The organism is Bradyrhizobium sp. USDA 3364 (assembly GCF_054056355.1).
This window is the reverse complement of sequence record NZ_JBSRYG010000002.1, coordinates 6,455,819-6,479,646: the sequence shown is the minus strand read 5'-3', so window position 1 is coordinate 6,479,646 and position 23,828 is coordinate 6,455,819. Positions and strand designations below refer to the sequence as shown.

Below are 23,828 nucleotides of genomic sequence, written 5' to 3'. Positions count from 1 at the left end.
GCTTTATGCCCGCGGCCAAACCATCCCGCACTTCGGCTAGCCGATGCCCTTCAAGAGTGCCGATCCATCGGTGGTCAGATCGATCACGCAGCGGGTGCTGCTGAACGCCTGGCTGCGCGCGCTGCGTATGCCGGACGCGCTTCCCTTGCTCCGCGACTTCCACACCGAGGGCTCGGCCGACGAGCGCGCCGACATGATGGCTTTTGACGTGGTCGGCAGCGGCGATGCCGCACGCTTCCTGATCACGCAGGAAGGCGCGCGGCTGACGACCGCCTATGGCAACGAGCATGTCGAACCGCGGCTGCGCACCAACCGCTATCTCGATGATGCGATCGGCCCGGAGCGCTACGCCGGGATCGTCCTGTCCTATCGCACGTGCCTCGTGCGCAAGCGCCCGACCTACACGGTTGCGACGGTTGCCGACGCCGACGGCAAGGACGTTTCTTATGAGCGGCTGCTGCTGCCGTTCGGGCGCGGCGACAACGTCGAACACATCATCGGCTCCTACAAGGCGATCAGCATCGAGGGCGGCTTCCGGCTGCACAATCTGATGGGCGTGAGGGCAAAGGCCGTCCCTGTCGTCACCGTGCGGGCCGTGATCGACCGCAGGTTCGTACCGGCGGATCACCGGGCGAGCCAGGATTCGGTCGAGCTGATCTAGCTCGCGCCGAACGCGTCAGCCCTTCTTGCGCGCCTTTGCCGGCACTTCCTTGGCATAGATATCCGGCTTGAATCCGACGACGCGCTTCGGCCCGAGATCGAGCATCGGACGCTTGATCATCGAGGGCTGCTCGGCCATCAGCGCCAGCGCCTTGCGCTCGTTCAGCCCTTCCTTGTCGGCATCGGGCAGCTTCTTGAAGGTGGTGCCGGCGCGGTTGAGCAATGTCTCCCAGCCGACCTCGTCGCTCCACTGCTTGAGCTTGTCCTTGGCGATCCCGGCCGTCTTGTAGTCATGGAAGTCATAGGCGACGCCGTGCTCGTCGAGCCAGGCGCGCGCCTTCTTCATGGTGTCGCAGTTCTTGATGCCGTAGATGGTGATGGTCAAGGCCGTTCCCCGCATGCGATTGCAGCGGGGAAACTAGCCCTGCTGCAAGCACAGCGCCAGATCGGAGCCATCAGGTCTCCACACCGATATTGCCGGCGTTCAACGTGCGTAGTGGGTGAAGACGAAATCGTGATCGCTGGCGTGGGCCTCGTGGCAGGCGAAACACGTCTCGTGCTGGGCGGCATCGACCGGCTTGCCGTCGATGAAGCGGCCAAATCCCCAGCCGCCGGTCGAAGCATACTTGCCGGAATCCTTGACCATGACCTGGACGGTTGTCGCCGGCCCCGTGATGAACGCGCCGTTGAGGCCCGCAACCGGTTTGCGCTTCCAGGCGAGCTTGACCAGCACGGTGCCGTCGGGGAATCGCGCGGCGCCGTCCTGATAGGCCTGCACGGCGGTCGCGTTGCCGAGCACGCTGCGGAGTTCGTCGAACCCGGTCTCCTCGCCGACCGCGATCAGCTTCCAATCGCGATAGCCGTCGGGGATTTTCACGCCGAAGATCGGCGATGCCAGTGCCGCGTCATCGCCATGCCCGACGGCGAACGGCAACGCCGCGCTGGCGCAGGCTGCCGCGATCGCGGCAGCTGCCCATTTCACAACCTGATTCATGATCCGAGGTTCGCTCTCGCTATTTGCGCATGATCTCCGCGCAAACGCTTCGCGTTTGTCGCAGGGAAAATCGCTTGGCACTTTTCCGGATCGTGCTCAGACCTTGTCGACGTCGACAATGGCCTGCACGAACGCCTGCGGCGCTTCCTGCGGCAGGTTGTGGCCGATGCCGCCCGGAAGCTGGCGATGCTCGTAATGCCCGGAAAACTTCTTGGCATAGGCCGCGGGCTCCGGATGCGGCGCGCCATTGGCGTCGCCCTCCATCGTGATGGTCGGGACCGCGATGGCGGGCGCCTGGGCCAGCGTCTTCTCGAACGCATCGTACTTCGCCTCGCCCTCGGCAACGCCGAGCCGCCAGCGGTAGTTATGGATCACGATATCAACATGATCGGGGTTCTCGAAGGCAACAGCGCTGCGGTCATAGGTGGCGTCGTCGAACTTCCACTGCGGCGAGGCGAGCTGCCAGATCAGCTTGTTGAAGTCGTGCCGGTTCTTGGCATAGCCCTCGCGGCCGCGCTCGGTCGCGAAATAGAACTGGTACCACCATTGCAGTTCGGCCTTCGGCGGCAGCGGCATCTTGCCGGCCGCCTGGCTGCCGATCAGATAGCCGCTCACCGAGACCATGGCCTTGCAACGCTCGGGCCAGAGCACCGCCATGATGTTGGCGGTGCGCGCGCCCCAATCGTAGCCGCCGAGCACCGCCTTCTCGATCTTCAGCGCGTCCATCAGCGCGATGATGTCGGCGGCGACCGCGACCGGCTGGCCGCTGCGCTTGGTGTCGCTGGAAAGGAAACGCGTGGTGCCGTAGCCGCGCAGATGCGGCACGATCACCCGGTAGCCGGCCTCCGCCAGCGCCGGCGCGACGTCGGCATAGCTGTGGATGTCGTAGGGCCAGCCGTGCAGCAGGATGACGGCGGGACCGGAAGCCGGACCCATCTCGACATAACCCGTATCGAGCACGCCGGCATTGATCTGCTTGACCGGACCGATCGTGGTGTGGGCGCCGACCTTGACCGTGGGCAGTGCCGGCTTGGATTGAGCCTGAGCCGATCCAATGAAGCCGAGCCTGGAAGCGGCGAGGATCCCGCCGGCGATGCCAAGGAAGCGGCGGCGTTGCTGATTGAAGGTCTCGGACATGGCGATCTCCTTACGTCTGGTGTCGAAATGAATATTGCAGAGACCGAACCCGTCCGCTTTGAGAGGACGTGGATTTATCCTTCAGACCGTCGTGATTTTGGCTCCGCCCGGCCTGTGCTAGGTTCCGCCGCGGACTCAGCCGCCGGCCGCCGGACTCTTCGATTTGACCTACTATTTCAACGACTTGACCCTCGATTCCGAGCGCCGGGAGCTGCGCCGTGGCGATGCCCTGGTGGCCGTCGAGCCGCAGGTCTTCGACCTCCTGGAATTCCTGATCCGCGCCCGCGACCGCGTGGTGAGCCGCGACGAGGTGCTGGCCGCCGTCTGGCACGGCCGGATCGTCTCGGAGGCGACCCTGAGCAGCCGGGTCAACGCCGCGCGGACCGCGATCGGCGACAATGGCGAGGAGCAGCGGTTGATCCGCACCCTGCCCCGAAAAGGCCTCCGCTTTGTCGGCGATGTCAGGGAGGACACCGCGCCCGCTCGTCCGGTTGCCGATAGCGCCACCCCGCCGCGGCCGAGCGAGGGCCCGTCGATCGCGGTATTGCCCTTCACCAATATGAGCGGCGATCCAGAGCAGGACTATTTCGCCGACGGGATCGCCGAGGACATCACCACTGCGCTCGCCCGGTGCAGCCGCCTCACCGTGATCGCGCGCAACTCCGCCTTCACCTACAAGGGCAAGGCGGTCGATATCCGCCAGGTCGGGCGCGATCTCGGCGTCGGCTACGTGCTCGAGGGCAGCGTCCGCCGCGGCGGCGACCGGCTGCGCATCACCGGACAGTTGATCGACGCCGTCTCCGGCGCACATCTGTGGGCCGACCGCTTCGATGGCGCGGCGACCGACGTGTTCGACCTGCAGGACCGCATCACCGAGAGCGTGGTCGGCGCGATCGAACCGACGATGCTGGTCGCCGAAGCCGAGCGGGTGCGGGCCGCGCCGCCCGACAAGCTCGACGCCTACGACCTGCTGCTGCGCGCCTACAGTCTGCGCTACGAGTTCACGCCCGAGAGCATGGAAGCCGCGCTCGGTTGCCTCGACCGGGCGCTGACGCTCGATCCGAATTACGCGCCCGCCCTTGCTGCGTCGTCCTATTGCCAAGCGATGCGCCATGTCCAGGGCTGGCTGAAGCCGAACGATGCCTACCGGGAGCGCGCGGTCGCGCAGGCCTGGCGCGCGGTGGAGCTTACGCCCGGTGATCCGCAGGTACTGTGGATGGCCGCGTTCGCGATCTGGAACATGGCCGACGAGATCGAGCCCGCGTGCGAATTGTTCGAGCGCTCGCTTTCGATCAATCCGAACTCGGCGATGGCGCTGGTGCTCGGCGGCTGGGTCGAGGCGATGCGCGGCAACCAGCAGGCCGGCCGCGCCATGATCGAGCGCGCGCAGCGGCTGAACCCGCGTGACCCACGCGGCTGGTTCGCCTCCGCGGCGCTCGCGATCTGCGCGGTGCTCGACCAGAACTTTGCCGAGGCGGTGACGTGGGCCGACAAGGCGCTGGCGCAGAACCGCCGCTTCGCAGTCGCCCTGCGCGTGTTGATCGTGGCGCTGGTCAAGACCGGCGAGACCGCGCGCGCGACCCAGATCGCGCGCGAACTGCTCAAGGTGGATCCGGCGTTCACGATCTCCGGCTTCCTGTCACGGATTCCATTTCCGGTGGATGCGATGTCTGCGGCCTATCGCGAAACGCTCAAGGCGGCCGGCGTCCCCGATTGAGGACGCCCTGACGTCGCGACGTCATTCACCCGCGGTACGCCACGCGGCCTGCCTGGCAGCATCGGCCTCATGGACCGTCCCTCGTCGGAGAGTTCCTAGCGCATGATTCGGCCCTTCGGTTCAGGATTTGAATCATGGCTCGGCAGTGAGGTTCAATGAGCCCATGCCGATGGGAGCGACTGGAATATTCCAGAACGCGGACCTATTGCGCTCACGTTGAGCTTTGTCGAGTTTGACCCGAAGCTGACATTCGTTGATCCAAATCAACACCAAGCTGCCGGCAGTTTATTTCAGTCAGGATGTGCGCCCCGCGCGTCGAGTCCGTCTGGAGGATCAATAATGAAATTGTCCGCACTGATGTTGTCGACTGCTACGTTGACCTTGCTCACAACGCTGCCCTCTATGGCGCAGCAGACGACCGGAGCAGCGGGTTCACCCAGCGCTACGATCACAATCGACGGCAAGCAGCTTCCCCCCGAACCTCCGAAGTTCGGCGGCGTGATCAACGAAACCGCCAAGGACTCAAAGCCCTACTGGCCACCGTCCGTCGTGCCGCCCAAGGGCGCGCCAAACGTGTTGCTGATCATGACTGACGACCAAGGTTATGGTGTGTCGGGTACGTTCGGTGGAGTCGTTCCGACCCCAGCGATGGATCGTGTCGCCAAGGCCGGCCTGCGCTATACGCAGTTTCACTCGACGGCGCTTTGCTCGCCGACGCGGGCGGCGCTGATCACCGGCCGTAACCACCATTCGGTCGGGTTTGGCGTGATCGGCGAAATGTCGACCGGCTATCCGGGCTATGATTCCGTCATCGGACCAGAGAGCGCGACAATCGGGACGATTCTGCGGGACAATGGCTTTGCGACCTCATGGTTCGGTAAGAACCACAACACGCCCACCTATACATACAGTTCGGCGGGGCCGTTCGATCAATGGCCGATCGGCATGGGATTTGAATATTTTTACGGGTTCATGGGCGGCGAGACGGACCAATGGACACCCTATCTGTTTCGTAACACGACCCAAGTATTTCCGTGGATAGGCAAGCAAAACTACAACCTCATCACCGATATGGCGGACGACGCCATCAATTACATGAACGGATTGAACGCTGCTGCTCCCGACAAGCCGTTCTTCGTCTATTACGTGCCCGGAGGAACGCATTCGCCGCATCAGCCGAAAAAGGAATGGATAGACAAGTTCAAGGGCAAGTTCGACATGGGTTGGGAGAAGCTGCGCGAGCAGATTTTCTCGAACCAGAAAAAGCTCGGCGTGATCCCGGCTAACACCCAGCTCACCCCATGGCCCGACACGTTGCCGAAGTGGGACTCGCTGTCATTGATCCAGAAAAAGCTGTATGCGCGCGAGGCAGAGGTATTTGCCGGCTACGCGGCCTATACCGACCATGAGATCGGCCGCGTCATCCAGGCCGTCCAGGACATGGGCAAGCTCGACAACACGCTGATCGTCTACATCAGTGGTGACAACGGTACCAGCGCCGAAGGCACTCTGGAAGGCACTCCGAACCAGATGACCGCCTACAATGGTGTGTTGAAACTGCCCGAAGCCGAGCTGATGCTGCACTACGAGAACTGGGGCTCCGACAAGACTTACCCGCATATGTCGGTGGCATGGTCGTGGGCCTTCGATACTCCGTTCAAATGGACCAAGCAGGTAGCATCGCACTTCGGCGGTACCCGGCAGGGCATGGCCATCTCATGGCCTGGACACATCAAGGATGTCGGCGGCATCCGCTCCCAGTTCCATCACATCATCGACATCGTGCCGACCATTCTCGAAGCCACGGGCATCCAGGCTCCGACGACGGTGAACGGAATTGCGCAAAAGCCCATCGAGGGCGTGAGCATGGCCTACACATTCGACCAGACCAACGCCAACGCGCCGTCGAAGCGCGACACCCAGTATTTCGAGATGTTCGCCAACCGCGGAATCTATCACGATGGCTGGTACGCATGCACGACACCACCCGTGCCGCCGTGGCTTCTGGGCACGGCCAAGCTGCCTGAGATCAGCGACTACAAATGGGAACTCTACAACATCGCTGACGATTATTCGCAAAACAACGACCTCGCCGGCCAGAATCCCGATAAGTTGAAGGAGATGCAGACGTTGTTCCTGGCGGAGGCAGCCAAATTTCAGGTCCTGCCTTTGGATAATTCAGTTCTGCCGCGCCTCATCACACCGCGGCCGAGCGCCACCGCAGGACGGACCGTCTTTACGTACACAGGGTTCAATTCCGGTATTCCGGTCGATAATGCGCCAAGCCTCTTGAATAAAGACTACAAGATCACTGCCGAGATCACGGTCCCACCGGGCGGGGCCGAGGGCATGATCGCAACACTGGGCGGCCGCTTCGCCGGGTATGGCCTCTACCTGCTGAAAGGCAAGCCCGTCTTTGTCTACAACATGCTGGATTTGAAACGATATCGCTGGGAAGCCGGCGTGGGAGCGCGCGACTGGCTGGGCTCTGCGCTCAAGGCGGGCAAGCACACGATCGTGTTCGATTTCAAATATGATGGGCCCGGCTTCGGCAAAGGCGGCACCGGTGTGCTCTCGGTAGACGGCAAAGAGATTTCTCGCCAGTCGATGCCGCACTCGATTGCGTTCCTGATGGCCATCGATGAGTCCTTCGACATCGGCTCCGATACCCGGACCGGCATAGATGACAGCTACAAGCTGCCATTCCAGTTCACAGGGAAGATCGACAAGCTGACCTTCAACCTCGGGGCAACGCAACTAACGAGCGATGAGCAGAAGGTTATGCGGCACGCGCTTGAAAAAGCCAGGGATTGAACGGGACCTTTTGCTGACAACAAGCGCGGGATTTGACACAAGGCGGACACAACTAGCCGCGAGCGGACGTCTGCCACAACCTGACCTATAAGTCTGCTTACGTCCTTCTACATTAGCTGCGCGAGGCAATGGCGGATGAGTTGAAGGGGCGCGTCACTGGTGGCGAGGGCAAGACGGCCGAAGTGGATGGCGGCAATTTTGGCGGATACGTAAAGCCAGCAAGCCAGAAAGAATATCGCCGCGAGCGCCGATATGCCCGCAATCAGAATGGGAAACGGAAGGTCGTCGTCGTCAGAGAGCGCGGCGGCAATTCTGTGCCAGCAGTGTTTGGCTCTGAAAGCCAAGCCGCCACCTTCATCCGTGCCCGCATTGCGAAGGGGACTGTCGTTCATGCCGACGAAGCCGCTTCTTGAGATAGATTACACGCACGTTTTAAAATGAAACGAATCAACCACCGAGAAGCTTACTACTTTGACGGTGCCTGCACCAATCAGGCAGGGGAGTATTTCAGCCGTTTGCGCCGCGCGGAGATCGGTATCCACCATCATGTTGCCGGCGCGTACTTACATCGCTACGCGCAGCCGCCTCATGGCGTGAGGACAACCGCCGCGTCTTGAATGGCGATCAAGTGAACCGGGGCGAAGGGACATTTGCACAATTTCGGAATATTAGAAGAATATCCCTGAGTTGCCCGACGTGTCAAGGCGGCCGGTCGGACAGCCGCCCGGTCGGACGCAGCCGCCGGCTCCTTTGCATGGGGTTGTTTTCGATTTTTTGCCAACGCCCCCTGCGACGGCCCCACGTCGTCATATTGCTTTACCCGGTCCCGCCCGGCTCCAGCGCCTCGCCGATCTGGAGCGGATGCGCCATAGTCTCGTGCAGCGCGTCCTTGTCGAGCTCGCCTTCGGAGAGGCTGATCACGACGCAGGCGACGCCGTTGCCGATCAGGTTGGTCAGCGCGCGGCACTCGCTCATGAACTTGTCGATGCCGACCAGGATCGCGATCGACTGGATCGGAATATCGGGCACGATCGACAGCGTCGCCGCCAGCGTGATGAAGCCCGCGCCGGTGACGCCGGAGGCGCCCTTCGAGGTGATCATGGCGATGCCGAGGATGCCGAGCTCCTGCCAGATCGTCAGATGCGTGTTGGTGGCCTGCGCCAGGAACAGCGTCGCCAGCGTCATGTAGATGTTGGTGCCGTCGAGATTGAAGCTGTAGCCGGTCGGCACCACCAGGCCGACCACCGAGCGCGAGGCGCCGAGATGCTCCATCTTCTGGATCATCTGCGGCAGCACCGTTTCCGACGACGAGGTGCCGAGCACGATCAGGAGTTCGTCCTTGATGTAGGCGATAAAGCGGATGATTGAGAAGCCCGCCAGCCGCGCGATCGCGCCGAGCACGATCAGCACGAACAGGATGCTGGTCAGATAGAAAGTCGCGATCAATGCGGCCAGATTGACCAGCGAGCCGAGACCATAGGCGCCGACGGTGAAGGCCATCGCGCCGAACGCGCCGAGCGGCGCGACGCGGACGATGATGCGGATGATGCCGAAGAACATCTTGGCGGCCATGTCGATCGCCGCGGCGATCGGCTCGCCGACCTTGCCCATCAGGGCGATGGCGAAGCCGGAGAGGATCGAGATCAGCAGCACCTGCAACAGGTCGCCGCGCGCGATCGCGCCGAGATAGCTGTCCGGGATGATCGCCATCAGATGGGCGACGATGCCCTGCTCTTTCGCCTGCGTCACGTAGTTGGAGACCGACTTCGGATCGATCGTGGACGGATCGATGTTGAAGCCACGGCCCGGCTGCAGCAGCTCACCGACCAAAAGGCCGACCGCGAGCGCCACGGTCGACACCGCCTCGAAATAGATCAGGGTCTTCAGGCCCACCCGGCCGACGCGCTTGAGATCGCCCATCGAGGAGATGCCGTGCACCACGGTGCAGAAGATCACCGGCGCGATCATCATCTTGATCAGCGCGATGAAGCCGTCGCCGAGCGGCTTCAACTGCTTTCCGAGGTTCGGATAGAAGTACCCGATCAGGACACCCGCCACGATCGCGATCAGCACCTGGACGTAGAGGATCTTGTACCAGGGCTGATGATGGGGATGGGCAACGGGCTTGATCGCGTCTGTGGTCATGAGATGTCCCGGGGGCTAGGAATTTACTCAACTGGTGGTGCCATCTTGGCCGAGCGGCGCGCAAGCGACAATGCCGATTCGCGCCGCCGCGAGCGCACACGAATCTGTCATAGACTATGGCCGGCGCGCATCCGGAGGCTGAGGATGGGGACTGAACGTGCTGTCCACCCTGCTCGAATGCGGCTTTGGCGCCTGCGCCGACAATCCGATCGTCTACGAGCTGTTGAAACGGATGAGCTAGGGCCGCTTCGGGATGTTCAACCCGCGTTCCACGGCCGGCCGCTTCAGGCCGCGCTCGAGCCAGGCCGCGACATGCGTGAACCGGTCGAACTCGACGAGCTCGCGCGCACCGTAGAAGCCGATCAGATTGCGCACCCAGCCGAGCATCGAGATGTCGGCGATGCTGTATTCATCGTCCATGAACCATTGGCGGCCGGCGAGATGCAGATGCGTCTCCATCACGCCGAGCAGGCGCGCGGACTCCGCGACGTAGCGCTGCAACGGCCGCTTGTCCTCATAATCCTTGCCGGCGAATTTGTGGAAGAAGCCGACCTGGCCGAACATCGGCCCGATGCCGCCGATCTGGAAATGCACCCACTGGATGGCCTGGTAGCGGCGCGCCGCATCCGCCGGCAACAGCTTGCCGGTCTTCTCGGCGAGATATTGCAGGATGGCGCCGGATTCGAACAGCGGCAGCGGCTTGCCGCCGGGACCGTTCGGATCGAGGATCGCCGGGATCTTGCCGTTCGGGTTCAGCGACAGGAACTCTGGCGTCTTCTGGTCGTCCTTGTTGAAGTCGACGAGATGGACCTCGTAGGGCAGCCCGATCTCCTCGAGCATGATCGAGACCTTCACGCCGTTCGGTGTCGGCAGCGAATAGAGCTGCAGGCGGTCCGGATGCTGCGCAGGCCAGCGTTTTGTGATCGGAAAGGCGGACAGATCGTGCATGGATGAACTCGTCGGAAGGCGGGCGATGGCGTCCGGACCAATCTAGGTGATCCGACACGCCGATTGAAGCCCGCCCCTTCGCAATACAGTTCAGCGTTCCGCACGCGACCAGCGCCGCTGGTCCGGCAGCTCAGTCCGACGGTTCATCCTGACGATTCATCTCGTCGCTTTCTTCGCGCGTTTCGTCTTCGCGCGCTTGGCGGGACGAGCCGTCACCCGCCGCTTCCCGGCCTTCGACGCCTTCGTCGTCTTCGCCTTGGCCGACTTGGCCCTTGCTGACTTGGCCCTTGCTGATTTGGCCTTTGCCGATTTGGATATCGACTTCCGGGTCTTCGTGGCCTTGCGCGCGGCCGCGGCCGCCCTCGGCTGGCCGGCCGTCGTCCCTCGCTTGGCCGAATCCCCTTTCCGGCCCGGCGCGCGTGCATGCGGACCGATCGCCGGCGCGACCCCGCCCACCGCAGCCTGAATGCCCGGGCGTGCACGCGTGCTGGTCTGATCGACCGGCGTCGGCAGCGCCTCGGACGCCGGTGACGCCGCCAGCCAGAACGACAGCTCGGCGGATTTGACCTGATTGTCGGCCGAGAAGTAGCCGTTCTGCCAACTGTCGTCGGTTGCGAGGAAATGCCAGGCCGTGTTCGGGCTGGTCTGCAGCCAGTAGCGCCAGGCGTAATGATCGTAGACGTCGAGGCAATGCGCGGCATAGGCCTCCGCGACCGCACGGTGGCCGCGGATGATCGCCATGTTCTCGTCGTTGTTGTAGGAGGCCTTGTAACCGAGATTGTGGCTGCCGGTGATCACGACGCAATCATCGGCGAACGGATCGACCACGACGATCTTGTCATGGATCACGGCGTGGCCCGCCTGGTTCAGTTCGGCTTCCCACTGCCCGAAGGCGTCGGACTTGGTCACGCCGCGGGTATGGATCACCCTGTAATCCTCGGGCAGCGGCGGATCGCCCTTCTGGCGCTTCGCCGGCTTGGTACCGGCGCCGCCGGTGATGCCGACGGCGAAATCGCCCGACGCCGCGAGTGCGGTGACCGCGCCGCGCACGAACAGCGACGGCTTTGCCTTCAACGCATCGGCAATCGCGCCGACGATGCTCGGCGAGCCCGGCTCGAACGCCAGAAACACGATCGCCTGCTTGGCGCCGGCGATCGCGTCGAACACCATCTGCATGTCGGGCGGCGTGGCCTCGTTTGGTCCGGGCTTGCTGGCACGGCGGTGCGGGGTGTTCGGCGAGAACCAGAGATCGACCGTGCCGCTGTTGTCTTCCAGCGTGATGGTCGACAGCTTGGTGCCGTCAGCGCTGCGCAGCGGCGTGCCCTGCTGCGCCTTGCCGTTGTTGCCCGGCGGCACGGTGTCCTGCTTCAGCCGCTGCCAATAGTCGGCATAGGCCTGAGCCATCGCCGGCGAGCGCGCGATGATCGTGTTGTTGGTCTGCGCGCACAGCGCATTCGACGTGCAATTGGTCGATCCGAGCAGGACCGCCTGCGGCGTCCCTTTGATCAGCACCTGGAACTTGTTGTGGCCGATGCTGTTGCTCGGCATGAAGCGGTCGATGACGCTCAACCCGGCTGCCTTGATCTGCTGGCGCTGTTCGGAATAGGTGTCGTTGGTCAGATTGCCGGCTTTCTTGGTGCCACCAGGCATGTTGGAGAGGATCAGGCTGCCGCGGCCGCGCAACGCCGCGAAGTGCTGGATCAGCTCGGGATCCTGAAACTCGTAGAGCGCGAGCAGCAGTTCACCGTTTGAGCTCAAGGCTTCATCGGGAAGCGTGGTCAGCGCCTTGATCATGTCTCCGGCAAGGTCGACGCGGAGCTGATCGCCGATCCTGACGATCCGCTGCTTCAACACATCGAGCGCCGAGCCCGCGGGCGATCCGTCGCTCAGCGTGTGAGCCGTCGCCTGGGTCGCGAGGATGCCGCGATTGAAATAGGCCGACAGCGTGCCGTAGTTCGGGCTGAGCTGCACCTGGTTCGAGACCAGCGGACCGAACGGCATCGGCGTCAGCTTGCCGGGTGTCCCTGTCATCGGCACGATCTTGTATTTGTAGGTGCCGCCGCGGGCAGCATAGACGTCCTTCCAGAAGAACTTCTGGACGGGATCGTCGGCGGTGGTCCGCCCCACGGTCGCCTGCTCGCCCTTGAACGTTGCCATCGCCGGGAGCACGGTTTCCGTGCCCGCCTTGACGTCGATCCGGTGCACGGCGAAGCCGAGACAACCCGTGAGCTTGCCGCCGAAGGTCCATGCGACCACGGCCATGTCATTGTTGGAGAACGCAACGGCTTTCATGACGCCTCCTCAAATCTGAAATGTGAAAACAAGCGCATCCAAAGCCCGCGGCAGATCTGCCGGGGCCGCAACAATCAATGTTCAAGTCAAATCGCGCAGCGATTACGCTACGGGACGCTCGCAAGCCGCACAATCGCAGCCGCCGCGCTCCACGAGATATTGAACGAGACTACTACCTCAAGCTGTGAACTGACTCACAGATCCCGCGAATGTCTTGCGCCCTTGCCGCTCGGCGACCGATGGGACAGATTGGCTCGAGATGCTCGAGCCGACACGGACGATCAATGACGCTAGGCCTCTCCGATGACGAACTCGCGACACATCCGACCGTGTTTGCGGCGGATGCGTTGGCTGGTCAGGTGGTCGTCGTGTCCGGCGGCGCCGGCGGCATCGGCCGCGCGATCGCCTGGCTGTTCGCTCGGCTCGGCGCCGACGTCGTCGTGGTCGGCCGCAATGCGGACAGGCTCGACGCGCTGGTCGAGCATCTCGGCCATCGCGGCCTGAAGGCATCCGCCCATGTCGCCGATATCAGGGATCCCGACGCGGTCAGCGCGATGTTCGACACGCTGTGGGCCGCGCATGGCCGCGTCGACCATCTCGTCAACAGCGCCGGCGGCCAGTTTCCGCAAGCCGCGATCGATGTCTCGATCAAGGGCTGGAACGCGGTCATCAACACCAACCTCAACGGCACCTGGTACATGATGCAGGCCGCGGCGCAGCGCTGGCGCGATCGCAAGCACCCCGGCAGCATCGTCAATATCGTCGTGGTCACGACCCACGGCCTTTACGGCATCGCGCACTCGATCGCGGCGCGCTCCGGCGTCATCGGACTGTCACGCGCGCTCGCGGTCGAATGGGCGCCGCTGAACATCCGCATCAACTGCATCGCGCCCGGCGCGATCGAGACCGAGGGCTGGAACGTCTACAGCGAGACGGCGCGCGCCGCCTATCCGCGCTCCAACCCGATGATGCGCCCGGGCACGCCGTGGGACATCGCGGAAGCGGCCGTCTACCTCGCCGCGCCCTCGGGCAAATTCATCACCGGCGAGATGCTGACCGTCGACGGCGGCGGCCAGCATTGGGGCGAGACCTGGACGACCGGCAAGCCGGACTATTTCAGGGGCGGCGATTGATTACCTCCGTCGACCTGGCGCAAGCTAGGACGACGCGGGGTAATGGCCCGGTCGACCATGATCACTTCCCGTCGTCGAAGCTGACGATGACGGCGGCGTTCGCGATCAGGATCGGGTCGTTGCCCAGATCGGACGGAATCTCGAGCCCGCCGGCGATCGCCTTCACGGTCTTGGTGCCATAGGGCAGTTCCTTGGCGACCGCTGCGGTATCGACCTCCTCGGGATTCGGCACGGCGATCGTGACGTCGACGAACATGTCGTTGGCGGTCTTGCCGAGCATGCGGAAGAAGCCGAGGCTGGAATGGCGGATCGCGTCCGAGACCGCGCGCTTGGCGGCCTTGGTGGCATCGCGGCCGTGGACGTCAACGCCCATGCCCATTTCGGTGATACAGCGCACGCGTGTCATGAAGGGTTCCTGTTGTCGTTGGCGTGAGAGACCCTCATTCCTTCGACCCCCGCGCACGCGGCGTCAAGCCGGGTCCCTCGCCTCGCTTACGCTGTTGTGATCGCCGCGCGCCAGCATCCACGCCGCGAGACCGGCAAGGATCGCCGCCGCAACCACCAGGACGCAGGCCGCGCCCCAGCCCCACGCCGAGACCACCGCACCGACCGCGATCGGCCCGGTCACCTGGCCGAAATTGCTGCCGGTCATCAACAGCCCCATCATGACCGGCACCATCGCCGCCGATCGCGCCGCTGCGGGTGCGGCCGCAAGCAATGTCGCCGGGATCAGGCCGCCGGTCGCTGAGAACAGCAAGCACAGCCAGAATGCGCCCCACCCGCCGAGCAGGGGCAGGAAGATACCCAGCGCGGAGGCGCCCATCACCAATGCCGCCACGGCGATCAGCAAGGTGCGGCTCACGCCGCGCGCGAGCAGATTGCCGGCGGCGAGATTGCCGACGACGTTGCCGGCCGCGGCCAATGCGCTGAGCCCGCCGGCGCTCTGGCTGGAGACGCCGAGCCGCTCGGTGAGCAGGATCGGCAGGAAGCTGAACAGCGCAAAGAACATCAGGCTGTAGAGCGCAAACAGCACCATAAGAAGCGCCGGGGTGCGGCGCCGGGCCAGTGCCATGGCCTCACGCATCAGCCCGGTCCGCGCCGGGCCGCTCCGTGATGCCACCTCGGGCACGAAGATGCCGGCGAGGACGAGCAGCAGCGCGGCAAAAGCCGCACTGGCCCACCAGATCGTGCGCCAGCCATCGAAGATCGAGCCCGCGACCAGCGCCAGCGCGATCCCGAACGGCATCACGCAGCTCCACACCGCCATCGTGACGTCGCGCGCGCTGACCTCGACGACACGGTCTAGCAATGCGGGTGCGGCGACCATCACCAGCAGGAAGCCGAGCCCTTCCAGCAGGCGCGACGCCAGCAGCACCGCAAGCTGCGGCGCCAGCGCACCAGAGGCCGCGCCGAGCGTGATGGCCGCAAGGCCGCACAGCAGCACCCTGCGCGTCCCGACCGCGGCGATCACGACACCCGCCGGGACGCTGCCGACGAGCCCGAGCACCGCAAAGATGCCGGCGACCGAGCCGACCGCCGCGAGGTCGATGCCGAGGCTTTGTTGCAGCATCGACGCGGTGATCGGCACCTTGCCGACCTGCAAGGCGGCACCGATACCGCAACCGATCACGACGGCGACCGTCGCCCAACGCTTCGCCTCGCTCTGCTGTACCACGGCCGTTTCGATCGTCATGCGTCCACCAGCCCCAGTTCAGGCCACCACAAATAGCGTTTCCCGGCCATCGACAGGAGTGATATGTTTTGCATCCAGTCGATCGATTTCATAGATCATGCTCGACAACCTCACGCTCGATCAGATCCGCGTCTTTGTCGCCATCGCCGAGAGCGGCAGCTTTCGCGCCGCCGCGACCAGGTTGGCGCGGGTGCAGTCCGCGGTCAGCCATGCCATCGCCAATCTCGAGGCCGAACTCGGCCTCATGCTGTTCGACCGCACCAGCCATCGCCCGGCGCTGACGGCCGAAGGCAAGGCGCTGCTCGGCAATGCGCGCGACCTCCTGCTCCGGGTCGACGCGATGCGGGCGCGGGCGCAGGGCCTTGGCGACGGCGTGGAATCGGAGCTTTCGCTCGTCGTCGATACGCTGTTTCCGATCGCCGCCGTTGGCGCGGCGCTGACGGAGATGCGGGCAGCCTACCCATCCGTCAGCGTACGGCTCGCGGTCGAACCGATGGGTGGGCCGATCGCCGCCCTGACCGAGCGGCGCAGCGCGCTCGCGGTGACCGTCGGCGAGGACTTTCGCGATCCGCGCCTCGCGCTCGATGCGATCTGCGCGGTGCAGATGGTCGCCGTCGCCTCCGCCAGGCATCCGCTCGCACGCCGCGGCCGCAAGACCGTGGCCGACCTTGCCGATCATTTGCAGATCGTGCTGTCGGATCCGACGCCGCTGTCGGAAGGCCGCAGCTTCGGCGTGCTCTCGCCGCAGATCTGCCGGGTCAGCAATCAGGACACCAAGCACGCCATGATCCTGGCCGGACTCGGCTGGGGCCGGCTGCCGCTCTGGCAGGTGGCGCGCGATCTGAAGGAGCGCCGCCTGGTGCGGGTTGAAACCGGCGCCCTCGGCCGCAATGCCGCGCTTGCGATGGAAGCCTATCTCGCCCACCGCCTCGACGAGCCGCTCGGCCCCGCCGCAAGCGCGTTTGCGCATGCGCTGACGCGGATCGCCGCGCACACGCGTGCGCCGAAGATCAGGGTGAAGCGTGCGAAGAAGAGCTGAGGCGCTGCCGGGGTAACTCCCTCTGTTAATCCTCGATCTCGCCGCTGCGGATCGCGAGCCGGATGGCCTGCGCCGTCGTCGCGACGCCGAGCCGGAGCCGCGCACGACGCAGATGGTTTTCGACCGTGCGTTCCGAGAGCCCGAGCGCCGCCGCGATGTCGGCCTGACGCCGTCCGGCGGCGATCCAGCGCAGCACCTCGCGTTCGCGCGGCGACAGGCTGGACGCACCGTTCGGCTCGCGTGCCTCGATCAGGCGCCGGGCGGTACGGAAGGCTGCGGCGCCGATCATGGTCAGCGCCGCGCGTGCCCGTGCCGACGCATCGATCCGCGTCCCGGCGAAACTCATCGCACCTTCGAGGCCGGTCCGCCCGAACACCGGGACCTGCAATCCATGGAAACCGGGTCCGCGCGGCGTACGCACCACGCTGTATTTCTCGCCGCGCGCCGACAGCACCTTGGTCCAAAAGAAGGGCTCGTCGACATTGAGAAAATTGCGCGTCACCGGGCAATGCCGGACATAGGTCTCCGCGTCGACGGTCACGCCCTTGCCGAACCAGTCGCCTTCGACCCAGTAGATGCTGTCAACCAAATCCTCGCGCGCCGGTGACGCCGAGAACATCACGAACCGGTCATATCCGAGGGGCACACTAGCAGACCGCACCGCCGCCTGGATCACGGGCAGGCTCTCGCTGCCCTCGATCGCAACCACGGCTTCGATGTAGCGATCCATGTCGATGCCATCGTATCCCGCGAAAACCCATCGCGCGGGCCCCCGCGCGTTGAGGACTTTCCCTCAAGCCAGCTGGACCTGCAAGCCGCGCAAAGTCACCCGGCCGCGGGCGGCGTGGCGGGATCGCTTCGCCACCTCGCGCCTTGGGCCCGATGGCTTCAGCGCCCGGCGAGCGTATCGAGCAAAGCCCTTGCGGCAGCCTTGCCGACATTGTTGGCGGCGAACGGACTGTCACCGGTGATCAGCTTGCGATCCTGATACGTCTTGCCGGTGATGTCCTTGTTCAGGATCTCGACCCCGAGCGCCTGCAAGCGTTCGCCGAAAGCCCAGGTCAGTGGGCCCGGCATATAGCCGATATCGGGCGTGGTCCGATCGATGGCGTCGGGAAAGGCGCAGATCTTGTAGCCCTTGAAGGGATAGTCGCCCTTGGCCTCGCCGATCGCGGACGCCAGCAGTGCCGCCGGCCCATGGCAAAGCGAGACGATGTGCTTGTCGTTGTCGAGCGCCCATTTCAGGGCGGCCCTCACGTCGGTGCTCTGGGGAAGGCCGATCAGCGCACCATGGCCGCCCGGAATGAAAACCGCGATATAATCGGAGTCCTTGCCGAGCTTGTTCTCGATCAAGTCGGAAAGCTTGAGCGGCTGCTTCAGCCTGCCGAGATATTTCTGGTAGATGCTCTTCACCGCGTCGTCTTGTTTCGGAAACGCCCAGAGCTCGAACTTGACCGGGTTGCCGGACACGGTCGCGATGTCGAACTCGAAGCCGGCCTTGTCGAGATGATACATCGGCAGCAAGGTCTCGACGGGATGGTTGCCGGTCGAGAACATCGTGCCATTCTGCAACAGCAGATAGCGCTCATCCGCGGCGATCATCAGAATTTTCCAGCGGCCACCCCTGTAGGCATTGGGGTAGTCCGCGCCGGACAGATCCGACTTGGCCGAGGTGAACTGCCCAAGCGAGTAAGGCGACGGAAAGAAGGCGTTGTTCTCCGCCGGATCGGCTACGGGACGCTTGTCCTGGGATTGCTCGGACATCGAGATATCCTCTCTCATCGTGTTGCGGTCCGGCAGAGGTAAGCACGGGCCGCGAAATCACGAATGAGGGATTTCCCTCAAATGGCCCGCCGGGCCGCCCTAGCCCTGCTTCTGAAACACCGTGATGTGCAGACGGCGGCGGATCTCCATGCCCTGGCGGCGATAGAGCGCGATCGCCGAGACGTTGCTGGTGAAGACATGCAGGAACGGAATCTCGCCCCGCGCCACGATCTGGCGGGCGACCGCCGACAGCAGCGCCTGCGCGTAGCCGCGGCCGCGATGGTCCGGATGCACGCAGACGGCGGTCATCTCGGTATAGTTGCCCGGCTTCATCCGCTCCCCGGTCATGGCGACCAATTCGCCTTTGACGCGAATGCCGAAAAAGTTACCGAGTTCATGCGTGCGCGCGCTGAACGGTCCGGGCTTGGTCAGTTCGGTCAGCGCCATCATCGCGGGAACGTCGGCGGCGCCGAGCGTGACGATCTCGACGCCGGGCGCAGAATAGTCCGCGGGCGTCCCGATCATCTGCTCGCCGGTCTCGGCCAGCAGCACCTTGAACGCCGGCGGCACAGCGACAGGATCCGGCGTGAACAGCACCGCGATGTCAGGTCCCGACAACAGCGCGCCGAGCGCCGCAAAGCTCTGCGGCGACATGTCGACCATGTCGGCGAACGGTGCGATTGCGAGCGGAAAGCGCCGGGCAACGGCGCCGCCTTCAGCCAGCTCGCGCTGTCTTGTGGTCAGCGCGCTCCAGATCGGACGATCAAGTGGATGAATGGGCGGGGCTTCGGACATGCGGCGCTTCGCTCCTGATTTTTTCGGAGCAGAGCAAGAAGCGCCGGCAAAATCCAGCTTGGCGTGATGCGTTGCGGCTCACGATCACGCCAGCCGGAATTCTTTGCGCCTGACCAGCCCCTACGCCACCTTCAGGCAGAGCTCGGTGCCGCCCTTGAGCGGCAGCGTGATCGACACGAAACCATTTTTGGGATCGCGCACAAACTCCAGGAAATCCGCCTCGGCGTTGTCGTTCATGACATAGCCGCCGACCCGAAGCTGCGGGGCGACGATCTCGATCACCTGGCGCGCCAGCGTCGGTCCCTTGTCGCCCGGCCAGCCGTCGATCAGGATGAAGTCCACGGGACCGCCGAGATCGCGCAGCGTCTTGCGCGCGTCGCCCTCGCGGATCTCGGCGTAATCGGCCAGGCCTGCGTCCGCGAGATTGCGCTTGGCGGTCGTGACCTTGGCCGGCACGATCTCCGAGCCGATCACGGTGCCGCCGCCATTGTCGCGCATCGCGGCGGCGAAATACAGCGTCGACATGCCGACCGATGTCGCGAACTCGGCGACGCGTTTGGCGCGCAGGCCGCGGCACAAAAGATAGATCAGTTCGCCCTGCTCCGGGTGGATCGAAAAGCCCTGCTCGGCATAATCGTGTGGATCGCGGCTGCCGCTCTGCATCGGATTGCCTCTCGCCGGCGCCCGGCGCGTGGCCCGCAGGCGCTCGATGACGGCAGTCACGCGCGCATCGGCAATCGCGCTGTGTGGTTCAGCATTGTACATGAAAGGTCTCCCTCGGCCCGATTGCGTCATTGCTGGAGGATTTCAGCGGCGGCGCGGTCCAGGATCTTCGCGATACGCCGCGCTTCGGCGGCGTCGCAGCCGCGCTTCTGGCGCAACGCGCTCTTCAGCGCGTGGCGGGCACGGTGCACGTCGTCCGAGGCTTCGCCATCGAGATCGCTGACGCCGGCGAAGGCTTCGCGCACCTCCTCCATGCGGCGGCCGATCCGCGACAGCGCTTCCAGAATGGTATCCGCGGTGGCGCGGTTCTCGGCGAGATATGCCTTGCCCTGCTCGGTGATGCTGTAGAGCTTACGCGCCGCATCCTGGGTGACGCTGGCATGGCCGATCTCTTCGAGGAAGGTCAGCGCCGGATAGATCACGCCCGGGCTCGGGCTGTAGAAGCCGTCCGACCGCTCCTCGATCTTCTTGATCAGCTCGTAACCGTGGGCCGGCTGCTCGCCGAGCAGCGCCAGGATCACGAGTTGCAGATCCTGCGACGACAGCCGCCGCGATCCCGGAAAGTCGCCGCCGCCACCCCGCCCGAAGAAGCCATGGCCACCGCGGCCAAAGCGATGGCCGCCCCTTCCGTGCCGGCCCATGGCGAAGAATCCAAACCGGAAGCCGTCGTCGTCCCGGTCGCGAAACATCGATCGTCTCATTTGTTCATCCCTTACTGAAAACATATCTTACGATATATCTACAGATGGAACGGCGGCAACCCACGATTTCGTGAGTGTCGTATTTATTGGATTCCTGCATTCGAATTACAGGGTTCCAGCATTGGGGTGTGCTTCGGCATGGGGTCCAGGTGCCGACCGGCGCGCTAACGCGTTGACGGACCATCACATCGATGGGGTCAAGGTTGTTGGCCGATTCACATCTAATGACGCCAAGCCATTATCGCACCAACACCAAGCGCGAGCAGCCTATCAACCTTACCTCGCAGAACACCAGCTCTGTTGGTGCCGTGCGGCCCCGGCGCCCTGCACTGGTGGCGAGTCTTGCAGGCGCCACTGCAGGAGCGAATAAGCTGGATCAGAATCAACGTGATGTTCGAATACTCCTTCGACTTCTGCTCCGATCACCACGGTTTGCATATGGTCGCCGAGCAGGTTACCAACCATGCGCACGTCACCAGCGTGCGGCAACGTAACGAGCACCGCGAGATAGGGTCCATGCCCATCAAGTGCAGCATGGGAGGGATGCCACACGCGCTCCCAGCTGAAGATCCGGCCGCGCGGCTCGACCTCGGTCCAAGCCGGATCGAATGCGCGACAGTGGTGGCAGAGCCATTCGGGTCCGAATTGCCATGAGTTGCAGCGGCTGCAGCGTTGCACCAGCAGCTTGCCACGACGCAGCCCGTCCCAATAAGGCGCAGACAGGCCGTCAGCTTCCGCGACCGGGATCGGCAAGCCTGCCGGGAGATAGCGCGCGGTTGGGTCGCTCATAAGGTGGCCTCCGAACCCAGAATGAGATTGCTCGCGGGAGAGACCATCGGACCTCCGATAACCAATGCGACGTCGCTACGCCGAGCCTGGCTCGTCGAAATGCCGCGCACCTGACGAACCGCTTCCAGGACGAGTTCAAAGCCGTGCATGTAGCACTCGGCGAGATTGCCGCCGCTGGTGTTGAGCGGTAGCCGCCCGGATGGCGCGATCAGGTTCTCGAAGGTCAGGAAGTCGTTGGCCTCCTCCGGCTTGAAGAAGCCGTGCTCTGCCAGCGCCATCACGACACCACCGGTGAAGTTCTCGTAGGCCTGGACCACGCCGACATCGGACGGTCCTACCCCGGCCATGCGGTAAAGATCGGGGGCCACGGTGTCGAAGCTTGCAGTGGCGTAGAGCGGCGCGTTGTGCGCCGTCGCCGCCGCCCGGTGCCCCGCACCGAACGCCGCGCCAAGCAGATAGGCGGGCCTCTGCCGGAAGTCATTGGCGCGCTCCGCCGATACCAGCACCAAGGCCGCCGCGCCGTCATTTTCCATGCAGCAATCGTAGAGATGGAAGGGCTCGACGATCCAGCGCGAGGCATCGTATTTCTCGGCGTCGAGCGGCTTGCCTTGCATCACCGCGCGCGGGTTGGCCTGGGCATGATGGTAGGAGGCGAGTGCAATCGCCCGCAAAGCTTCCTGCCGCACGCCATGTTCGTGCATGTAGCGCTGCACCCGCATGGCAAAGCGCTGCGGCGGCGCCAGCACGCCGTAAGGCATCAGGTAGGACCGCTCGCCGGAAACTGTACTGATCCCGGCCGCCTGTCCGAAGCGGCCATATTGGCCCTGCGCCAACGAGCGGAGCACCACGACACAATCGGCGAGGCCCGCGACGATCGAGGCCGCCGCATTCGCAACAGCCGCGCAACAACCGCCGCCGCCTCCGCCCCACTGCATGGTCGCAGCGCGCAATCGATGCGTGCCCAACGCCGCGGCCAGCCGTGAGGCCTCGCTGCGATCGTCGCTGTAGGAGGAGAACCCGTCGATCTCGCGAGGATCGAGCCCGGCATCCTCGCAAGCCGCCAGAATGGCTTTCAGCGCGAGCTTGAATTCCGGGTCGGGCGACGCGCCGTGGCGATAATACTCCGTTTCGCCGATCCCGATCACCGCCACACGGCCGCGCAGCGTTCGCTCGTCTCGCGCGCGCCCGTTCACGGCTTGGCATCCTGTCGCGAAGACCGGCTGCCGAAGGCTCCGCCCGCGGCAAGCCGCGCGATCTCGGCCACGTCGTAGCCGAGCAACTCCTGCAGCACATTTTCGGTGTGCTGCCCAACGGCCGGCGCCGCAACGGGATCGACGATCGGCGTCTTCGAATAGCGGATCGGCAGGTTCACGTTCGGCACCCAGCCGACCGTCTCGTGCGGAATCCGGGTAACGATCCCGCGCTCCCTTGCCTCCGGCGAGCGGATCGCCTCGCCGACCGTGCGCACCTGACCGCAGGGCACCCCGGCCGCGCGCATCCGCGACTGCCAGTGCGACCAGGGTTGCCGCGCAAAGGCATCGCCGAGGATCGCGAACAATTCCTCGCGCCGACGGATCCGATCAGGGCCTGTCGCATAGATCTCGGCCGCGGCAAGGTCTTCGCGCTCGAGAACCTGCGCCATCAGGCGCTGAAAGATCTTGTCGTTGCCGCAGTTGATATAGAACGAGCAATCGCTCGCCAGGAACACGCCCGACGGGCAGGTGTCCGGGCTGGTGTTGCCGCTTCGCTTTGGATCCGCATTGTTGAAGAGCGACTGCATGGTCGCGTAGCCCGTCATCAGGACGGCATTCTCGAACAACGATACCTCGATGACCTGGCCCTGCCCGCTGCGCTCGCGCGCCAGCAGGGCGCCGAGGATCGCATTGCTCGCCATCATCGCGGTGCTGATGTCCATTACCGGCGACAAGGCCCGCACCCCCTCCCGGTCGGCATAGCCATTCATCGAAACGAATCCGCTTTCGACCTGCGCGATCGGATCGAACCCAAGCCGGTCCGAGAACGCTCCGTCGCGGCCGTAGGCCGACACCGAGCAGTAGACGATCTCGGGCTTGATCTTGCGGCAGCTCTCGTAGTCGAGCCCCAGCCGCGCCATCACGCTCGCCGAGAAATTCTCGACCAGGACGTCCGCCGTCCCGATCAACTCACGCGCGACCTTCAGGCCCTCAGCGGATTTGAGATCGAGCGCGACGCTGCGCTTGTTGCGGTTGGTCCAGAGGAACGGCGCACCGTGCCTGAGATCTGGATGCACCGGGGGATAGCGGCGCAGATCGTCGCCACGGCCCGGTGCCTCGATCTTGATCACCTCGGCGCCCATGTCGGCCAGGATCATGGTCGCAAACGGTCCCGCGATGAAATGCGAGAAATCGATCACCCGGACCCCCTCGAGCGCCCTGGGCGCATCGGGAGGACGAGGCGTGTGCTCAGGGAAATCGGCTTCGAGCTGGTCCAGCATCGGGATATCCG

At 64.3% G+C, this 23,828-nt stretch carries 21 protein-coding genes and 1 pseudogene; 6 read left to right on the top strand and 16 right to left on the bottom strand.

Annotation, left to right across the window (positions count from 1 at the left end; genetic code table 11):
• Positions 1 to 43: 43 nt before the first annotated feature.
• Entirely contained in the window at positions 44 to 661 is a 618-nt protein-coding gene (locus ACVILL_RS30200; RefSeq protein ID WP_456732391.1) for a hypothetical protein, read from the top strand.
• 15 nt (positions 662 to 676) lie between these two features.
• Here the strand turns inward: ACVILL_RS30200 and ACVILL_RS30195 are convergent, their stop codons facing one another.
• The 3 genes from ACVILL_RS30195 to ACVILL_RS30185 form a co-directional block, all read right to left on the bottom strand.
• Entirely contained in the window at positions 677 to 1,045 is a 369-nt protein-coding gene (locus tag ACVILL_RS30195; protein ID WP_456732390.1) for an ArsC family reductase, read from the bottom strand.
• Positions 1,046 to 1,144: 99 nt separating this feature from the next.
• Positions 1,145 to 1,654, bottom strand: a complete 510-nt coding sequence (locus tag ACVILL_RS30190) for a cytochrome P460 family protein (RefSeq protein WP_456732389.1) — start codon at positions 1,652 to 1,654, stop codon at positions 1,145 to 1,147.
• Positions 1,655 to 1,750: 96 nt separating this feature from the next.
• Positions 1,751 to 2,791 carry an alpha/beta fold hydrolase gene (locus ACVILL_RS30185; RefSeq protein ID WP_456732388.1) on the bottom strand — a complete coding sequence of 347 codons (1,041 nt, stop codon included), beginning with the start codon at positions 2,789 to 2,791 and terminating at the stop codon, positions 1,751 to 1,753.
• A 163-nt stretch (positions 2,792 to 2,954) separates the two neighbouring features.
• On the opposite strand from ACVILL_RS30185, the gene ACVILL_RS30180 reads away from it, so the two are divergent.
• From ACVILL_RS30180 to ACVILL_RS30170, 3 genes and pseudogenes are all read left to right on the top strand, one after another.
• A complete protein-coding gene (locus ACVILL_RS30180) occupies positions 2,955 to 4,508 on the top strand; it encodes a winged helix-turn-helix domain-containing tetratricopeptide repeat protein (RefSeq protein WP_456732387.1) in 1,554 nt (517 codons plus the stop codon).
• Between the two features lie 339 nt (positions 4,509 to 4,847).
• The gene (locus ACVILL_RS30175) at positions 4,848 to 7,322 is read left to right on the top strand and encodes an arylsulfatase (RefSeq protein WP_456732386.1); all 2,475 of its coding nucleotides are present in this window, start codon (positions 4,848 to 4,850) and stop codon (positions 7,320 to 7,322) included.
• A gap of 128 nt (positions 7,323 to 7,450) precedes the next feature.
• A pseudogene (locus ACVILL_RS30170) lies at positions 7,451 to 7,939 on the top strand (transposase).
• A 199-nt stretch (positions 7,940 to 8,138) separates the two neighbouring features.
• Here the strand turns inward: ACVILL_RS30170 and ACVILL_RS30165 are convergent.
• From ACVILL_RS30165 to ACVILL_RS30155, 3 genes are all read right to left on the bottom strand, one after another.
• Positions 8,139 to 9,467 (bottom strand): dicarboxylate/amino acid:cation symporter, encoded by a 1,329-nt coding sequence (locus tag ACVILL_RS30165; RefSeq protein WP_456732385.1) that lies wholly within the window; start codon positions 9,465 to 9,467, stop codon positions 8,139 to 8,141.
• Positions 9,468 to 9,704: 237 nt separating this feature from the next.
• Positions 9,705 to 10,415, bottom strand: a complete 711-nt coding sequence (locus ACVILL_RS30160) for a glutathione S-transferase family protein (RefSeq protein ID WP_456732384.1) — start codon at positions 10,413 to 10,415, stop codon at positions 9,705 to 9,707.
• Positions 10,416 to 10,571: 156 nt separating this feature from the next.
• A complete protein-coding gene (locus ACVILL_RS30155) occupies positions 10,572 to 12,707 on the bottom strand; it encodes a phospholipase D-like domain-containing protein (protein WP_456732383.1) in 2,136 nt (711 codons plus the stop codon).
• Positions 12,708 to 12,991: 284 nt separating this feature from the next.
• On the opposite strand from ACVILL_RS30155, the gene ACVILL_RS30150 reads away from it, so the two are divergent.
• Positions 12,992 to 13,840, top strand: a complete 849-nt coding sequence (locus tag ACVILL_RS30150; protein WP_456732382.1) for an SDR family oxidoreductase — start codon at positions 12,992 to 12,994, stop codon at positions 13,838 to 13,840.
• 61 nt (positions 13,841 to 13,901) lie between these two features.
• On the opposite strand, the gene ACVILL_RS30145 is transcribed toward ACVILL_RS30150, so the two are convergent.
• Together ACVILL_RS30145 and ACVILL_RS30140 are read right to left on the bottom strand one after the other, a co-directional pair.
• Entirely contained in the window at positions 13,902 to 14,246 is a 345-nt protein-coding gene (locus tag ACVILL_RS30145; protein WP_106322899.1) for a Lin0512 family protein, read from the bottom strand.
• A gap of 63 nt (positions 14,247 to 14,309) precedes the next feature.
• Positions 14,310 to 15,533, bottom strand: coding sequence for an MFS transporter (locus tag ACVILL_RS30140; RefSeq protein ID WP_456732381.1), 1,224 nt, complete (start codon positions 15,531 to 15,533; stop codon positions 14,310 to 14,312).
• Between the two features lie 97 nt (positions 15,534 to 15,630).
• Between ACVILL_RS30140 and ACVILL_RS30135 the strand changes: the two genes are divergently transcribed.
• Positions 15,631 to 16,572: a LysR family transcriptional regulator gene (locus ACVILL_RS30135; RefSeq protein WP_456732380.1), complete on the top strand. Its 942-nt coding sequence runs from the start codon at positions 15,631 to 15,633 to the stop codon at positions 16,570 to 16,572.
• A gap of 25 nt (positions 16,573 to 16,597) precedes the next feature.
• On the opposite strand, the gene ACVILL_RS30130 is transcribed toward ACVILL_RS30135, so the two are convergent.
• The 8 genes from ACVILL_RS30130 to ACVILL_RS30095 all read right to left on the bottom strand — a co-directional run bounded on the left by ACVILL_RS30130 (position 16,598) and on the right by ACVILL_RS30095 (position 23,817).
• On the bottom strand, positions 16,598 to 17,302 hold the full coding sequence (locus ACVILL_RS30130) for a PA1136 family autoinducer-binding transcriptional regulator (RefSeq protein ID WP_456732379.1): 705 nt from the start codon (positions 17,300 to 17,302) through the stop codon (positions 16,598 to 16,600).
• A 158-nt stretch (positions 17,303 to 17,460) separates the two neighbouring features.
• Positions 17,461 to 18,336 (bottom strand): glyoxalase III HchA, encoded by an 876-nt coding sequence (gene hchA / locus ACVILL_RS30125; protein ID WP_456732378.1) that lies wholly within the window; start codon positions 18,334 to 18,336, stop codon positions 17,461 to 17,463.
• Positions 18,337 to 18,435: 99 nt separating this feature from the next.
• A complete protein-coding gene (locus tag ACVILL_RS30120) occupies positions 18,436 to 19,131 on the bottom strand; it encodes a GNAT family N-acetyltransferase (protein WP_456732377.1) in 696 nt (231 codons plus the stop codon).
• Positions 19,132 to 19,251: 120 nt separating this feature from the next.
• Positions 19,252 to 19,896: an O-methyltransferase gene (locus tag ACVILL_RS30115; protein ID WP_456732376.1), complete on the bottom strand. Its 645-nt coding sequence runs from the start codon at positions 19,894 to 19,896 to the stop codon at positions 19,252 to 19,254.
• A gap of 26 nt (positions 19,897 to 19,922) precedes the next feature.
• Positions 19,923 to 20,543 (bottom strand): PadR family transcriptional regulator, encoded by a 621-nt coding sequence (locus ACVILL_RS30110; protein ID WP_456732375.1) that lies wholly within the window; start codon positions 20,541 to 20,543, stop codon positions 19,923 to 19,925.
• Positions 20,544 to 20,831: 288 nt separating this feature from the next.
• Positions 20,832 to 21,344 (bottom strand): Zn-ribbon domain-containing OB-fold protein, encoded by a 513-nt coding sequence (locus tag ACVILL_RS30105; RefSeq protein WP_456732374.1) that lies wholly within the window; start codon positions 21,342 to 21,344, stop codon positions 20,832 to 20,834.
• A complete protein-coding gene (locus tag ACVILL_RS30100; RefSeq protein ID WP_456732373.1) occupies positions 21,341 to 22,537 on the bottom strand; it encodes a thiolase C-terminal domain-containing protein in 1,197 nt (398 codons plus the stop codon). The genes ACVILL_RS30105 and ACVILL_RS30100 overlap by 4 nt, the downstream gene beginning before the upstream one ends.
• Positions 22,534 to 23,817, bottom strand: coding sequence for a CaiB/BaiF CoA transferase family protein (locus tag ACVILL_RS30095; protein ID WP_456732372.1), 1,284 nt, complete (start codon positions 23,815 to 23,817; stop codon positions 22,534 to 22,536). The genes ACVILL_RS30100 and ACVILL_RS30095 overlap by 4 nt, the downstream gene beginning before the upstream one ends.
• Positions 23,818 to 23,828: the final 11 nt, after the last annotated feature.